This is a genomic window from Microvirga sp. 2TAF3 (genome assembly GCF_052114965.1).
Taxonomy (GTDB): Bacteria; Pseudomonadota; Alphaproteobacteria; order Rhizobiales; family Beijerinckiaceae; genus Microvirga.
Genome location: NZ_JBFRFT010000006.1, coordinates 70,954 through 84,322 on the forward strand (window position 1 = coordinate 70,954; position 13,369 = coordinate 84,322).

At 63.4% G+C, this 13,369-nt stretch carries 16 protein-coding genes; 1 reads left to right on the forward strand and 15 read right to left on the reverse strand.

The genetic code is table 11. The features are described 5' to 3' along the window. Positions 1-5 precede the first annotated feature (5 nt). The 12 genes from AB4Y97_RS08155 to sdhC form a co-directional block, all read right to left on the reverse strand. A complete protein-coding gene (locus tag AB4Y97_RS08155; protein ID WP_441998525.1) occupies positions 6-494 on the reverse strand; it encodes a DUF1579 family protein in 489 nt (162 codons plus the stop codon). Between the two features lie 17 nt (positions 495-511). Further along, positions 512-1,399 (reverse strand): succinate--CoA ligase subunit alpha, encoded by an 888-nt coding sequence (gene sucD / locus AB4Y97_RS08160; RefSeq protein ID WP_441998526.1) that lies wholly within the window; start codon positions 1,397-1,399, stop codon positions 512-514. 2 nt (positions 1,400-1,401) lie between these two features. Further along, the gene (locus AB4Y97_RS08165; RefSeq protein ID WP_441998527.1) at positions 1,402-1,992 is read right to left on the reverse strand and encodes a hypothetical protein; all 591 of its coding nucleotides are present in this window, start codon (positions 1,990-1,992) and stop codon (positions 1,402-1,404) included. Continuing rightward, complete coding sequence (sucC, locus tag AB4Y97_RS08170; protein ID WP_441998528.1) at positions 1,992-3,188, reverse strand: ADP-forming succinate--CoA ligase subunit beta; 1,197 nt, start codon at positions 3,186-3,188, stop codon at positions 1,992-1,994. The genes AB4Y97_RS08165 and sucC overlap by 1 nt, the downstream gene beginning before the upstream one ends. Positions 3,189-3,301: 113 nt before the next feature. Continuing rightward, positions 3,302-4,264 (reverse strand): malate dehydrogenase, encoded by a 963-nt coding sequence (gene mdh, locus AB4Y97_RS08175; protein ID WP_441998529.1) that lies wholly within the window; start codon positions 4,262-4,264, stop codon positions 3,302-3,304. Positions 4,265-4,491: 227 nt separating this feature from the next. Beyond that, a complete protein-coding gene (locus AB4Y97_RS08180) occupies positions 4,492-5,127 on the reverse strand; it encodes a TetR/AcrR family transcriptional regulator (protein WP_441998530.1) in 636 nt (211 codons plus the stop codon). Next, positions 5,124-6,317 carry a cell division protein ZapE gene (gene zapE, locus AB4Y97_RS08185; RefSeq protein ID WP_441998531.1) on the reverse strand — a complete coding sequence of 398 codons (1,194 nt, stop codon included), beginning with the start codon at positions 6,315-6,317 and terminating at the stop codon, positions 5,124-5,126. Before zapE ends, AB4Y97_RS08180 begins: the two co-directional genes overlap by 4 nt. Positions 6,318-6,357: 40 nt before the next feature. Further along, positions 6,358-6,948: an AprI/Inh family metalloprotease inhibitor gene (locus AB4Y97_RS08190; RefSeq protein ID WP_441998532.1), complete on the reverse strand. Its 591-nt coding sequence runs from the start codon at positions 6,946-6,948 to the stop codon at positions 6,358-6,360. Between the two features lie 182 nt (positions 6,949-7,130). After that, entirely contained in the window at positions 7,131-7,910 is a 780-nt protein-coding gene (locus AB4Y97_RS08195) for a succinate dehydrogenase iron-sulfur subunit (protein ID WP_441998533.1), read from the reverse strand. Between the two features lie 111 nt (positions 7,911-8,021). Then, complete coding sequence (sdhA, locus tag AB4Y97_RS08200; RefSeq protein ID WP_441998534.1) at positions 8,022-9,836, reverse strand: succinate dehydrogenase flavoprotein subunit; 1,815 nt, start codon at positions 9,834-9,836, stop codon at positions 8,022-8,024. Positions 9,837-9,847: 11 nt separating this feature from the next. Next, on the reverse strand, positions 9,848-10,264 hold the full coding sequence (sdhD, locus tag AB4Y97_RS08205; RefSeq protein ID WP_441998535.1) for a succinate dehydrogenase, hydrophobic membrane anchor protein: 417 nt from the start codon (positions 10,262-10,264) through the stop codon (positions 9,848-9,850). Between the two features lie 13 nt (positions 10,265-10,277). Continuing rightward, positions 10,278-10,673, reverse strand: a complete 396-nt coding sequence (sdhC, locus tag AB4Y97_RS08210) for a succinate dehydrogenase, cytochrome b556 subunit (protein ID WP_441998536.1) — start codon at positions 10,671-10,673, stop codon at positions 10,278-10,280. Between the two features lie 202 nt (positions 10,674-10,875). Here sdhC and AB4Y97_RS08215 point away from each other — a divergent pair, with 202 nt between their 5' ends. After that, entirely contained in the window at positions 10,876-11,763 is an 888-nt protein-coding gene (locus AB4Y97_RS08215; RefSeq protein WP_441998537.1) for a LysR substrate-binding domain-containing protein, read from the forward strand. 6 nt (positions 11,764-11,769) lie between these two features. On the opposite strand, the gene folD is transcribed toward AB4Y97_RS08215, so the two are convergent. Genes folD through AB4Y97_RS08230 form a run of 3 tightly spaced genes read right to left on the reverse strand, consistent with a single transcriptional unit; the run spans position 11,770 to position 13,288 of the window. Then, positions 11,770-12,675 (reverse strand): bifunctional methylenetetrahydrofolate dehydrogenase/methenyltetrahydrofolate cyclohydrolase FolD, encoded by a 906-nt coding sequence (folD, locus tag AB4Y97_RS08220; RefSeq protein WP_441998538.1) that lies wholly within the window; start codon positions 12,673-12,675, stop codon positions 11,770-11,772. Further along, positions 12,672-12,986 (reverse strand): DUF167 family protein, encoded by a 315-nt coding sequence (locus AB4Y97_RS08225; RefSeq protein ID WP_441998539.1) that lies wholly within the window; start codon positions 12,984-12,986, stop codon positions 12,672-12,674. Before AB4Y97_RS08225 ends, folD begins: the two co-directional genes overlap by 4 nt. Before the next feature lie 11 nt (positions 12,987-12,997). Beyond that, entirely contained in the window at positions 12,998-13,288 is a 291-nt protein-coding gene (locus AB4Y97_RS08230; RefSeq protein ID WP_441998540.1) for a YggT family protein, read from the reverse strand. Positions 13,289-13,369 lie beyond the last annotated feature (81 nt).

Genomic DNA, 13,369 nt, shown 5'->3' on the forward strand with positions numbered 1-13,369 from the left:
ATTCCTTAAGCAACAGGGGATGGGCCGTCCTCGGAGCGGCGCCGGTAGAGGCCTGTCAGGACAGGCATCCAGGTGGCGCCGCCATCCCATGAATTCTCAATGGCAAGCTCGTACTCCTGAGCGCTGCGAATGGCGAAGGCGTGACGGGCGATGGCGCGCGGCGACTTGCGCAGCACCGTGAGCGTACCACCCTCCCAGCTTCCGCCGGCAGGATCTGCCGGAGCGAAACCAAGATCGTCGAACCAGAAGAGCCTGTATTCGCCTCGATCTGAATCGAAGGTAAACAAACCCCTCGCCCGCAACGTTTCTCCACCGTCGCGCTCCTGGCGGTAATCCTGATCCAGGACGAAACCGCCGAGAGTCATCCGCGTCTCGACAAAGCCGGTGGCCTTGCCGCCTTTCATCCACGGGGTATCCGAGAGCACCTCATCGCCGATCCAGGCACCGGCCAGTGCCTGAAGTCGCTGATGTTCTGCTCCCGGTTGCGGTGCCATGGATGTGGTCCTTACCCTCAGCGGCCCTTGAGCACGTCGACGAGGGTCTTGCCGAGGCGCGCCGGGGACGGCGACACGCGGATGCCCGCCGCCTCCATGGCCGCGATCTTGTCTTCCGCGCCGCCCTTGCCGCCGGAGATGATGGCGCCGGCATGACCCATGCGGCGTCCCGGAGGAGCCGTGCGGCCCGCGATGAAGCCGACCATCGGTTTTTTACGGCCCTTCTTGGCCTCGCGGGCGATGAACTCGGCCGCTTCTTCTTCCGCCGAGCCGCCGATCTCGCCGATCATGACGATCGACTCGGTCTTGGGATCGGAGAGGAACATGTCGAGCATTTCGATGAACTCGGTGCCCTTGACCGGGTCGCCGCCGATGCCGACAGCCGTGGTCTGGCCGAGGCCTTCGTTGGTGGTCTGGAACACGGCTTCATAGGTCAGCGTGCCGGAGCGCGACACAATGCCGACCGAGCCCGGCTTGAAGATGTTCGCCGGCATGATGCCGATCTTCGATTCACCCGCCGTCACGATGCCGGGGCAATTCGGGCCGATGAGGCGCGACTTCGAGCCCTGCAATGAGCGCTTCACGCGCACCATGTCGAGCACCGGAATGCCTTCCGTGATGCAGACGATGAGCGGAATTTCCGCATCGATGGCCTCGCAGATCGCATCCGCCGCGCCCGGAGGCGGAACGTACACGACCGAGGCGTTGGCGCCAGTCTTCTCGCGCGCTTCCATCACCGTGTCGAAGACGGGCAGGTTGAGATGCGTGGAACCGCCTTTGCCGGGCGAGGTGCCGCCGACCATCTTGGTGCCGTAGGCGATGGCCTGCTCGGAATGGAAGGTGCCGTTCTTGCCGGTGAAGCCCTGGCAGATGACCTTGGTGTTCTTGTCGATGAGAATGGACATGGTTAAGGTTTTTCCTTTAGGGGCGCTCGAATGCGCTCAAGGCTAGTCGGTTGTCCAGCGCGTTGGGATTCCGACAAGATTACATAGTCAGTGTAGGTAGAACTTAAGGCCCATTGCTTTGCATCAGGACTGAGTTCGTCCTCCAGCAAATACTTCCTGATCTTGGGAGACAGGGGATGAGAGGGAGCAGATATCCCGAGAACACGATCAACGTGATGGGTAACCGGCTCCATACCGCCAAGTTTTACCTTTGCAATCTTACATGAATCGACCACCCCTCGTGGACCATCAACAGCGTTGGCCGCAATGACCATGATGAAGGTGTCTCCGGGGCCAAGAGTGCCCGAGTGTATTTGCCCAGATGGGATGGCTACTGCCATTCCCATGCGCTTGATCAGTTTCGGATCCTGCTTGCTCTCTCTCACCTCAACGCGCCAGCCACGTGTCTTGGCGAAGTCTTTCACCATCTCGATGAAAGGCCCGTTGCCCATGCAAGCTGCTTTGAATGCGGACACAAGGTCATCCTTCTCAGCCGCGTGAGCGGCTGAGAGTCCGGCAATCATGCCAGCGATGACCAGGAGCGTCTTCATCATCAGGCCTTGCGAACCGCGTTCACGATCTTCTGGGCGGCGTCGTCGAGATCGTCTGCCGGGATCACGTTGAGGCCGGACTCGCGGATGATCTGCTTGCCCTGCTCCACGTTGGTTCCTTCGAGGCGAACCACCAGCGGGACCTGCAAGCCCACCGCCTTCACCGCGGCGAGCACGCCGCGCGCGATGACGTCGCACTTCATGATGCCGCCGAAGATGTTGACCAGGATGCCCTTCACGTTCGGGTCGGCGGTGATGATCTTGAACGCCGCCGTCACCTTCTCCTCCGACGCGCCACCACCGACATCCAGGAAGTTCGCCGGCTCTTCGCCGTAGAGCTTGATGATGTCGAGGGTCGCCATGGCGAGGCCTGCGCCGTTGACCATGCAGCCGATGGTGCCGTCGAGAGCGATATAGGCGAGATCGTGCTTCGAGGCCTCGATCTCCTTCTCGTCCTCTTCCGTGATGTCGCGAAGCGCGACAATGTCCGGATGACGATAGAGCGCGTTGCCGTCGAACGAGATTTTGGCATCGAGGCACTTGAGATGCCCGTCCTTCGTGACGATGAGCGGGTTGATCTCGAGCATCTCCATGTCCTTCGCGATGAAGGCCTTGTAGAGCTTCGTCACCACATCCTCGGCCTCCTTGGCGAGCGCGCCGGTGAGGCCGAGCGCCTTCGCCACGGTGCGGCCGTGATGCGGCATCACGCCGGTGGCCGGGTCGATGGAAAAGGTCACGATCTTCTCGGGGGTATCGTGCGCGACCTGCTCGATATCCATGCCGCCTTCCGTCGAAACGACGAAGGCGACGCGGCCCGTGGCGCGGTCGACGAGCATGGAGAGATAAAGCTCGGTCTCGATGTCCGAACCGTCCTCGATATAGAGGCGGTTGACCTGCTTGCCGGCTTCGCCAGTCTGGATGGTCACCAGGGTGTTGCCGAGCATCTCCTTGGCAAACTGCTTCACCTCGTCGACGGACTTGGCGAGGCGCACGCCGCCCTTTTCGCCGGCAGCGGCTTCCTTGAACTTGCCCTTGCCGCGGCCGCCCGCATGGATCTGGGACTTCACGACCCAGAGCGGGCCGCCGAGTTCCTTGGCCGCTGCTTCCGCCTCATCGGCGGAGAAGATGGCCTTGCCCCTCGAGACCGGCAGGCCGAACTCCTTAAGGACGGCCTTGCCTTGGTATTCATGGATATTCATTCGTGTCTCTCCGCATCATCCTCGGACTTGCTCCGGGGATCCACGCCTTTATCGGCGTGGCGGTTGAAAAGCGTGGATGGCCGGGGCATGCCCGGCCATGACGGCCTCCGGTTTTACGCCAGCGCCGAATTGATCTGCTTGCAGGCGTCCACGAGACCCTGCACCGAGGCGACCGACTTCTCGAACATCCCCTTCTCGTCGCCGGAGAATTCGACCTCGACGATGCGCTCGACGCCCTTTGCGCCGATCACGATCGGAACACCCACGAACATGTCCTTCACGCCGTACTGACCGGTGAGATAGGCAGCACAGGGCAGAACGCGCTTCTTGTCCTTGAGGTAGCTTTCCGCCATCGCGATGGCCGAGGCGGCCGGCGCGTAGAAGGCGGAGCCGGTCTTGAGCAGGTTGACGATCTCGCCGCCGCCCTTACGGGTGCGCTCGACCATGGCGTCGAGCTTGGCTTGAGTGGTCCAGCCCATCTTCACGAGGTCGGGCAGCGGAACGCCGGCGACGGTGGAGTAGCGCACCAGCGGCACCATGTCGTCGCCGTGGCCGCCGAGCACGAAGGCGGTCACGTCCTTTACCGACACGTTGAACTCTTCCGCTAGGAAGTGGCGGAAGCGGGCCGAGTCGAGCACGCCGGCCATGCCGACGATCTTCTCCGGCTTCACGCCCGAGAACTTCTGGAGCGCCCATACCATGGCGTCGAGCGGGTTGGTGATGCAGATGACGAAGGCGTTCGGCGCATATTGCTTGATGCCGTTGCCGACCGCTTCCATGACCTTCAGGTTGATACCGAGAAGGTCGTCGCGGCTCATGCCAGGCTTGCGCGGCACACCGGCGGTGACGATCACCACCTCGGCGCCTTCGATGGCGGCATAGTCGTTCGCGCCCGCCAGTTTCGCATCGAACCCGTCGACCGGCGCAGATTCGGCGATATCGAGAGCCTTGCCCTGAGGAGTGCCTTCCGCGATGTCGAACAGAACGACGTCGCCGAGTTCCTTCAAGCCGGCAAGATGAGCGAGCGTGCCGCCGATCTGGCCAGCGCCGATGAGCGCGATCTTGGAACGAGCCATGAATATGTCCTTGGATAGATGGAAGGCGCGAGCCTCTTGAGGTGGCGCTGTGTGACTCAGAAATGGGTCATCTTCAAGCCGACAAAAGGTTAAACAGTAAGGCTTTGCGCCGCCGCGAGGCGGCTAAGCTTTTGCTAGAGACCAAATAAGGTTTTATTTTGAGAGGCTTAAAGCCGGACGGGAACGCCGGAATTTCATGTTACAATTTTTGATTTTTGTAACTAGCGTTATACATTACCAACTGAAAGAGCCCTCAGGATCACCCTGATCACCGCGGCCAGGCGCTGATCCAGCACCTCCTGCGGTACCTCGGCGTCGAGACGAACGGTCAGCGGATTGATGAAGCGATAGGACGCATCGGTAATGAAAGCGAGAGCCCGCTCCCGGTCCCGGGGATCGAACTTTCCCGTCGCGATCCCCTCGTCGAGAACGCGTTCGGTCAACTGGCGCATGCGCGCGCGATGCTTGCGTACGAGAGGCCGCGAGGTCTCGGTCGCCGCGCAATAGACATCGAAGAGATGCCTGTCCTCCTTGAGGAGATCGCGATGGGTCCGGGCCGAGGCCTGGATCAGGCGCTCCAGCTTGTCGTCGGCGGGGTCGGGAGCGTCGGCGATGTCGGCGATCAGTGCCTCGAGCGTCCGCAGCCACTGCCCGGCCACCGCATCGATGAGCGCGGCCTTGGACGGAAAGTAGCGATAGACATTGGCGTGGGTCATGCCGGCCGCGTCGGCGATGCTGACCACCGTGACCTGCCGGGGGCCGAACCGCTTCAGATGATCGGCGGCGATGGCGAGAAGGCGGGTATCGGCCGGGGCGGAGGCGTCCGCGAAACGGGAAGAGCCGATACCACGCGGCCGCTTCATGTCTCGACGAGCCCCGTGGTCCGACCTGAATCGGCGGAATCGATTGGCCCGTGCGGAAGAGAGAGATATTCCTCCGACCTCATCTCGATCAGACGGGAAACGGTGCGGTCGAACTCGAAAGCCTCCCGTCCCGTATCCGCCTTGTAGAGTTCGGTCGCTTCCGCCTCGGCGGAGGCGAGGAGCTTCACATGGGAATCGTAGAGGGCATCGATCAGCATGATGAAGCGCTTCGCCTCGTTGCGGCGCTCGAAATTCATGCGAGGGATTTTCTCGAGGATGAGCGTGTGAAACTCCTCGGCAATCGCAAGATAATCGGATGCGCCCAGAGGCTTGGAGCAGAGATCCTCGAAGGAGGCGCGTGCCACGCCCCCGGCGGCTTCCGGAATCTCGACGGGATGCCCTTTCACCGTCAACGTCACGGGCTCCCCGTGCGGCCGTCCCGAAAGGCTTCGGAAGGCATGGGTCAGGGCCTGATGCGACTGGGCATCTGCCGGAGCGTAGAAGACAGGGCTGCCGGCGAGCTTCTCCAGCCTGAAATCGGTGCGGGCCTCGAGCTTGGCCACAATCATGCGCTCCTTCAGGAGCGTAATGAAGGGCAGAAACAAGGTGCGGTTGAGGCCGCCCTCATAGAGCCGGTCGGGCTCCACGTTGGAGGTCGCGACGACCACGACTCCGTGGGCGAAGAGCGCCGTGAACAGGCGCCCGAGAATCATCGCGTCGGCGATATCGGTGACCGTGAACTCGTCGAAGCAGAGAACCCAAGCCTCTTTGGCGAGCGCGTCGGCGACAGGCGCGATGGGATCGTCACCCTTGACCGTGCCGTTCTTCAGCCCGGTGCGCCAGTTATGGATGCGCTCGTGCACATCGGCCATGAAGGCGTGGAAATGGACGCGGCGCTTGCGCTGGACCGGCAGGGACTCGAAGAAGAGGTCCATCAGCATGGTCTTGCCGCGGCCGACCGAGCCCCAGATATAAAGCCCCTTGGGCGGAGTCGGATTGCGCTTGCCGAAAAGCCAGCCCAGCGCGCTGGTCTTCCGCGCCAGGCGGAAGCCGCTCAGGTTTTCGGCAAGAGCTTCAAGCTGCCTGATAAGCGCGATCTGCGCAGGATCGCGCTCGATCGCATCCGCCCGCACGAGGGCGCCGTAGCGGGCAGTAATGGTTTTCGGCGATAGGGATTGATGGTCGGTCACGCGAGACCGATACCTCCCTCCCGGCTCAAGAGCAAACGGCTTATCGCGCCAGCGAGAGCGGTGCGCCGGATTTGGCGAGGACGCCGCTCAACGAGCCCGACGAGCCACGCAGACGCGCCGCGACCGCGCCGCCGGTCTGGTAGAGATAGACCTCGCCGTCCCGGTAATCCCAGGCATTGATTTTCGACAGATCCTGGTTGGAGCAGCCCGAGGCCGAAGCGCGGTAGAGATCGAGCGAGGGCGTGCTCGAGAGCTGCACCCGGCAGCTGCCTCCCGCAACATTGGCCGTCCAGTTGCCGACCATCGCGGTGCGGCTGCTGGGAGCCGGCGCCGGCGCCGCCTGCGGCGGCAGACCTGCCATGTCGGTTCCGCCGGGCGGAGTCGCCGCGCCGGGCACGCCGGACATCGGCGCGCCTGCAGCGGGCGGCAGGGGCTGACCTGCGAGCGGCGGCAGGGGCTCGGACATGACCGGCCCGGACGGCACGGCCTCGACCGGCTCGGGATTCACGACCGGTGCGGCGGCCGCGCTGCGGATCGGCTGGCCGAACCCGCCAAGGCGGGCGGATGAGCATGCGCCAAGGGCCAATGCGGAACAGAGCGTGGCTGTCACGATCCAGAGGGGTCTCATCATTATCGTCCTCATCATGCTTGGCCGTATTCAAGAACACAAATGCGCACGACCGCGACCCGTTCCAAGCACAGGTCGGAATATGTGCCTAGGTCCAGTGGCAGCCGGTTCTGGAGAGTATGGCTTTGCCCTCAACAAAAAAAGGCGCACAAGGCGCCTTTTTGACGAGGTGTTGCCGCCAAGCGTCACACCGTACGCGCCACCATCATCTTCTTGATCTCGGCGATGGCCTTCGCCGGGTTCAGGCCCTTCGGGCAGGTATTGGCGCAGTTCATGATCGTGTGGCAGCGATAGAGCCGGAACGGATCGTGCAGGTTGTCGAGGCGTTCGCCGGTGGCCTCGTCGCGGCTGTCGATGAGCCAGCGATAGGCTTGAAGCAGAGCGGCGGGACCCAAGAAGCGGTCGCCGTTCCACCAATAGCTCGGGCAGGACGTGGTGCAGCAGGCGCAGAGAATGCACTCATAGAGACCATCGAGTTTCGAGCGCTCTTCCGGCGTCTGCCGCCACTCGGTCTCGGGCGCCGGCGTCTCGGTCTGCAGCCACGGCTCGATGGAAGCGTGCTGGGCGAAGAAGCTCGTCAGATCGGGCACCAGATCCTTCAGCACCGGCATATGCGGCAGCGGGTAGATCTTGACGGTATCCGTCTTGCAATCGTCGATGCCGAGCGTGCAGGCGAGCGTGTTCTCGCCCATGATGTTCATGGCGCAGGAACCGCAGATGCCCTCACGGCAGGAGCGGCGGAAGGTCAGGGTCGAGTCGACCTTGTTCTTGATCCAGATGAGCGCGTCGAGCACCATCGGGCCGCAATCGTCGCGATCGACATAATAGGTGTCGATGCGCGGGTTCTGTCCGTCATCCGGGTTCCAGCGATAGATGCGGAACGCCGTGACATTCGATCCCGAAGGCTTCGGCCACGACTTGCCTTCGGTGTATTTGGAATTCTTGGGAAGCGTGAACTGGGCCATTCGCTCTTGCCTATTCTTTGCGTCGCCATGCCCGGGCCGGGCACCCACGCCTTTGCTTCGCAGCGGCGTGGAAAACGTGGATGGCCGGATCAAGTCCGGCCATGACGGTTATCAATACACGCGCGCCTTCGGCTCGATGTACTGGATCTCGTTCGACATGGTGTAGGTGTGCACCGGCCGGTAATCGATGGTCACCTTCTGGGAGGTGTCGTCGAGCCAGCTCAAGGTGTGCTTCATCCAGGTCTTGTCGTCGCGGTTCGGGAAATCCTCGCGGGCATGGGCACCGCGCGATTCCGTGCGGTTGAGCGCGCTTTCCATGGTCACGACGGCCTGGCCGATGAGGTTATCGAATTCGAGCGTCTCGATCAGGTCCGTGTTCCAGATCAGCGAACGGTCCGTGACCTTGATGTCGGCCGCGCCGCTCCAGACTTTGTGGATGAGCTGCTTGCCCTCTTCCAGAACATCACCGGTACGGAACACCGCGCAGTTGTTCTGCATGGTCTTCTGCATTTCGAGCCGCAGTTCCGCCGTCGGTGTCCCGCCATTGGCGTAGCGGAAGCGGTCGAGGCGCGAGAGCGCCAGTTCGTCCGCGCCCTTCGGCAAGTCGGAATGCTTCTCGCTGGGAGTCAGGATCTCGGCGCAGCGCTGGCCGGCGGCGCGGCCGAACACCACGAGATCGATCAGCGAGTTGGAGCCAAGGCGGTTGGCGCCGTGCACCGACACGCAGGCGGCTTCGCCGAGCGCCATCAGGCCCGGCACCACCGTGTCCGGGTTGCCGTCCTTCAGGGTCAGCACTTCGCCGTGATAGTTCGTAGGAATGCCGCCCATGTTGTAGTGCACGGTCGGCAGGACCGGGATCGGCTCCTTGGTCACATCGACGCCGGCGAAGATCTTGGCGCTTTCCGAGATGCCGGGCAGGCGCTCGTGCAGGATCTTCGGATCGAGATGGTCAAGATGCAGATAGATGTGGTCCTTGTTCTTGCCCACACCGCGCCCGGCGCGGATCTCCATGGTCATGGCACGGGAAACCACGTCGCGAGAGGCGAGGTCCTTCGCGGAGGGTGCGTAGCGCTCCATGAAACGCTCGCCTTCGGAATTGGTGACGTAACCGCCCTCGCCGCGCGCGCCCTCGGTGATGAGGCAGCCCGCGCCGTAGATGCCGGTGGGATGGAACTGCACGAATTCCATGTCCTGCAGCGGCAGGCCGGCGCGCAGCACCATCGCGTTGCCGTCGCCCGTGCAGGTATGGGCAGATGTCGCCGAGAAATAGGTCCGCCCGTAGCCGCCGGTCGCCAGGATGGTCATGTGGGCGCGGAAGCGATGAATCTCGCCCGTCGTCATGTCGAGGGCGACGACGCCGATGCAGCGCCCTTCCTCGTTCATCATGAGATCGAGGGCGAAATATTCGATGAAGAAGTTGGTCTGGTTGCGGACCGCCTGTCCGTAGAGCGTGTGCAGGATCGCATGGCCCGTGCGGTCGGCGGCGGCGCAGGTGCGCTGCGCGGTGCCCTTGCCGTAGTCTGTGGTCATGCCGCCAAAGGGGCGCTGATAGATCTTGCCCTCGTCCGTGCGGGAGAAGGGTACGCCCCAATGTTCCAGTTCATAGACAGCGGCGGGCGCGTTGCGGCAGAGATATTCGATGGCATCCTGATCGCCGAGCCAGTCCGAGCCCTTGACGGTATCGTACATATGCCAGCGCCAGTCATCGGGGCCCATATTGCCGAGGGCCGCCGAAATGCCGCCCTGAGCCGCCACCGTGTGCGAGCGCGTCGGGAAGACCTTGGTGATACAGGCGGTGCGCAATCCGGCCTGAGAGCAGCCGACGGTGGCGCGAAGCCCCGCGCCGCCCGCGCCCACCACCACCACGTCGAAGGTATGGTCGATGAAGGTGTAGGCCTTGCCGTTAAGATTGGTTGCTTGGGCCATGTTTGAACTCCTTAAACCAGGATCCGGCCGAGGCTGACCTTCAGGACCGCGTAGAGGCAGGCGACCGCGATGATCGCGGCATAGAAATTGTTCGCGATGATCGCGGCGATGCGCAGGCCATTGTCGTGGACGTAATCCTCAATAATGACCTGCATGCCGAGGCGCATGTGGTTCGTCACCGAGATGACCGCGAGGATGAGGATGATCGCGATCAGCGGATGCGAAACGATGGCGATTGCCTGATCGTAGGACGAACCGGCAAGCGCCGCCACGATGATCACGAAAGCAATGATGAGGGGGATGTTCGCCACCGCCGTGACGCGTTGGAGCCACCAATGCTCCACGCCGTGCCCGGATGCGCCGAGGCCTTTCACGCGGGAGAGCGGGGTGCGCATGGAAACGCGGGTATCGGCTCTGTTGTCGGCCATGGATCCGGTCTCCTTAGAACAGCAGGAAGGCGGCGGCCCAGATCGCCACGGTGAGCGCGATCGAGCCGATGAGGGTGAAGCGGGCCATGGCCATGCGCCGGCCCGGCTCCATGCCACGCCCGAAATCCCACACGAGGTGGCGGACGCCGCCCAGCATGTGGTGCATGAGAACCCAGGTATAAGCGAAGAGGATCAGAAGCCCGAGGGGCGAGGCGAAGAACCACTGCACCGCATCGAACGCGCGGGGGCCGGCGGCGAGCGCCACGAGCCAGATCGCGAACAGGGCGATGCCCCCATAAAGCGCGCTGCCGGTGATGCGGTGGAAGACCGACATCGCCATGGTCCAGGTCCACCGGTAGATCTGCAGATGCGGGGACAAAGGCCTTGGGGCCACTTTCACCTCAGCCATGGCGTTCGCTCCTGATCGGCGACAAAATGTCGTGCCTAGTTTGGAATGGTTCGTATCTGAAGCGTGGCAGCACTGCAATCCACCATCTGCGACAACTGGCGACAGCAGGCATACTTCGTCAGCCGCGAAATCTGCTCCAAGCTCGCTTCCTGCACAATTTGTCATTATTCTCATCTACCTTCGCGAATGACGAAGGAAGCCTATGCAGTTCGATTTGACGGATCTGAGCCTCTTCCGGCACGTGATTGAGGCCGGAAGCATCACCCACGGGGCCGAGCGGGCCAACTTGGCGTTGGCTGCCGCGAGCACCCGCATCCGCAACATGGAAAAGTCCCTCGGGGCGCCACTTCTCCTGCGCAACCGCCAAGGCGTCGTGCCGACCCCCGCCGGCCGGACCCTATTGCAGCACGCCCGACTCCTGCTGACCCAGGCCGAACGCCTGCGCGAGGATCTGAGTTCCTATACGGGCGGCCTAGCCGGCCAGATCCGTATTCTTTCCAATACCAATGCGCTCACGGAGTTTCTTCCCGAAGCTCTGAGCGCGTTTCTGGCTGGGCATCCCCAGGTCAGCATCGATCTGGAGGAGCGCCTGAGCGACGAGATCGTCGGGCTGATTGCGGAGGGCGTGGGCGATCTCGGCATCGTGGCTGGCACCGTCGATACCGGGCGGCTCGAAACCTATCCCTTCCGCAGCGACCGCTTCGTCCTCGTGGTGCCGAACGCCCATCCCTTGGCGGGCAGCGGCCATGTCGCCTTCGCCGAAGTGCTGGGCCATGATTTCGTCGGCCTCGACCGGGCCAGCGCCCTGCAGCGCTTTCTCGCCGCCAAGGCCAGCCGTATCGGCCAGCCCCTGCGCCTGCGGGTCCAGCTACGCAGCTTCGACGCGGTCTGCCGCATGGTGGAGGCGGGCGTCGGCCTCGGCATCGTGCCGGAGACCACGGCCGAGCGGGCAACCCGCACCATGGCCATTACGGCAGTCGATCTGGCGGATTCCTGGGCCGCTCGCGACCTCACCCTCTGCATCCGCTCATTGAGCGAACTCCCGCCCTCGGCGCGGCAGCTCGTGGAGCATTTGCGGAAAGAGTCCTGACCTGCGTCAGGCCTGCGCCGCATCGACCATCGGCATTGACAGGCCCCGGCGCAAGCAGGCCGCCTGGAGCGTGTTGCGCAGCAGGCAGGCGATGGTCATCGGCCCGACACCGCCCGGGACGGGAGTGATCGCGGAAGCGACTTTGGCGGCCTCCTCATAGGCCACGTCGCCGACGACCTTGGTCTTGCCTTCGCCCGCTGCGGGGTTCGGCACCCGGTTGATGCCCACATCGATCACGATGGCGCCGGGCTTGACCCAATCGCCCCGCACCATTTCCGGACGCCCGACGGCGGCCACCAGGATATTGGCCCGGCGGCAGACCTCGGCGAGGTCACGGGTTCTCGAATGGGCCGTCGTCACGGTGCAGCTTTGGGACAGCAAAAGTTGCGCCATCGGCTTGCCGACGATGTTGGAGCGCCCGACCACGACCGCGTCGAGTCCTGCCAGATCCCGGCGCACCGACCGGATCAGGAGCAGGCAGCCGAGTGGCGTGCAGGATACGAAGCCCGGCACGCCGGTCATCAACCTGCCCGCATTGATGGGGTGGAAGCCATCCACATCCTTCCCCGGATCGATGGCCTCGATCACCTTCTGCGTATCGATCTGCTTTGGCAGGGGCAGCTGCACGAGAATGCCGTCGACGGCCGGATCCGCATTGAGTCTCGCCACCAGGGCGAGAAGATCCGCCTCGCTCGTGGAGGCCGGGAGCTTGTGCTCGAAGGAGTTCATGCCGACTTCGGCGGTCTGGCGGGCCTTGTTCTTCACATAGATCTGGCTCGCCGGATCCTCGCCGACGAGAACGACCGCCAGTCCCGGTGTCGCGCCCTCCCGCGAGAGTTCGCCCACTGCCTTCGCAATGCGGGTCCGCAGGCCGGCGGCATAGGCTTTTCCGTCGATGATCGTCGCGCTCATGAATCCTGTCCTGTCAAAGCGGCGAGCTGCGCGGCAAGGGCCTCGGCATCGCCTTCGATCAAAAATGTCTTCAGCCGGGCGGTGGCGCCTGCCGTGAGACCGACGGCGGAGGCCGGGCGCCCGAGAGCCTTGGCGAGAAGCCGCCGGACAGCCTCATTGGCCGCCCCATCCTCCGGCACGGTCCGGACCCGGACCTTCAGAATCCGTTTGCCGTCCGCAAGCGTCTCGATCCCATCGACGGAATCCCGCCCGCCCCGCGGCGTCACGCGGACCCGAACCTCGAGCCCCTCTGAGCGGACACGCCAGGGCATGGGCCATTCCGTTAGAAGGCGATCGGCAGCAGGTAATCCTCGATGAGCCTCTGGATGAAAATGATGATCAGGATCAGAATCACCGGCGAGATATCGACGCCGCCGAGATTGGGCAGGATGTTCCGGATCGGCCGCAGGGCGGGCTCCGTCACCGCGTCCAGGAAGGCCCAGATCGAACGGACGACCTGATTGCGGGTATTGACGACATTAAAGGCCACAAGCCAGCTCAGGATCGCCGAAGCGACAATGAGATAGACATAGAGCTGCAAGGCCAGCAGAATAACTTCGAGCAGGGCGCGCATGGGAAACTCGTCAGGGTCGGGCGTTGCTCATGTAGCGTTCCTGGCCCGCCGGAACAACCCGGCAGATCCTTCTGGCCCCGG

Bases quoted from the DNA above. Each gene is read 5' to 3' on its own strand.
- AB4Y97_RS08155 (WP_441998525.1), bottom strand. From the start codon at position 494: ATGGCACCGCAACCGGGAGCAGAACATCAGCGACTTCAGGCACTGGCC.
- sucD (WP_441998526.1), bottom strand. From the start codon at position 1,399: ATGTCCATTCTCATCGACAAGAACACCAAGGTCATCTGCCAGGGCTTC.
- AB4Y97_RS08165 (WP_441998527.1), bottom strand. From the start codon at position 1,992: ATGATGAAGACGCTCCTGGTCATCGCTGGCATGATTGCCGGACTCTCA.
- sucC (WP_441998528.1), bottom strand. From the start codon at position 3,188: ATGAATATCCATGAATACCAAGGCAAGGCCGTCCTTAAGGAGTTCGGC.
- mdh (WP_441998529.1), bottom strand. From the start codon at position 4,264: ATGGCTCGTTCCAAGATCGCGCTCATCGGCGCTGGCCAGATCGGCGGC.
- AB4Y97_RS08180 (WP_441998530.1), bottom strand. From the start codon at position 5,127: ATGAAGCGGCCGCGTGGTATCGGCTCTTCCCGTTTCGCGGACGCCTCC.
- AB4Y97_RS08190 (WP_441998532.1), bottom strand. From the start codon at position 6,948: ATGATGAGACCCCTCTGGATCGTGACAGCCACGCTCTGTTCCGCATTG.
- AB4Y97_RS08195 (WP_441998533.1), bottom strand. From the start codon at position 7,910: ATGGCCCAGTTCACGCTTCCCAAGAATTCCAAATACACCGAAGGCAAG.
- sdhA (WP_441998534.1), bottom strand. From the start codon at position 9,836: ATGGCCCAAGCAACCAATCTTAACGGCAAGGCCTACACCTTCATCGAC.
- sdhD (WP_441998535.1), bottom strand. From the start codon at position 10,264: ATGGCCGACAACAGAGCCGATACCCGCGTTTCCATGCGCACCCCGCTC.
- sdhC (WP_441998536.1), bottom strand. From the start codon at position 10,673: ATGGCTGAGGTGAAAGTGGCCCCAAGGCCTTTGTCCCCGCATCTGCAG.
- AB4Y97_RS08215 (WP_441998537.1), top strand. From the start codon at position 10,876: ATGCAGTTCGATTTGACGGATCTGAGCCTCTTCCGGCACGTGATTGAG.
- folD (WP_441998538.1), bottom strand. From the start codon at position 12,675: ATGAGCGCGACGATCATCGACGGAAAAGCCTATGCCGCCGGCCTGCGG.
- AB4Y97_RS08225 (WP_441998539.1), bottom strand. From the start codon at position 12,986: ATGCCCTGGCGTGTCCGCTCAGAGGGGCTCGAGGTTCGGGTCCGCGTG.
- AB4Y97_RS08230 (WP_441998540.1), bottom strand. From the start codon at position 13,288: ATGCGCGCCCTGCTCGAAGTTATTCTGCTGGCCTTGCAGCTCTATGTC.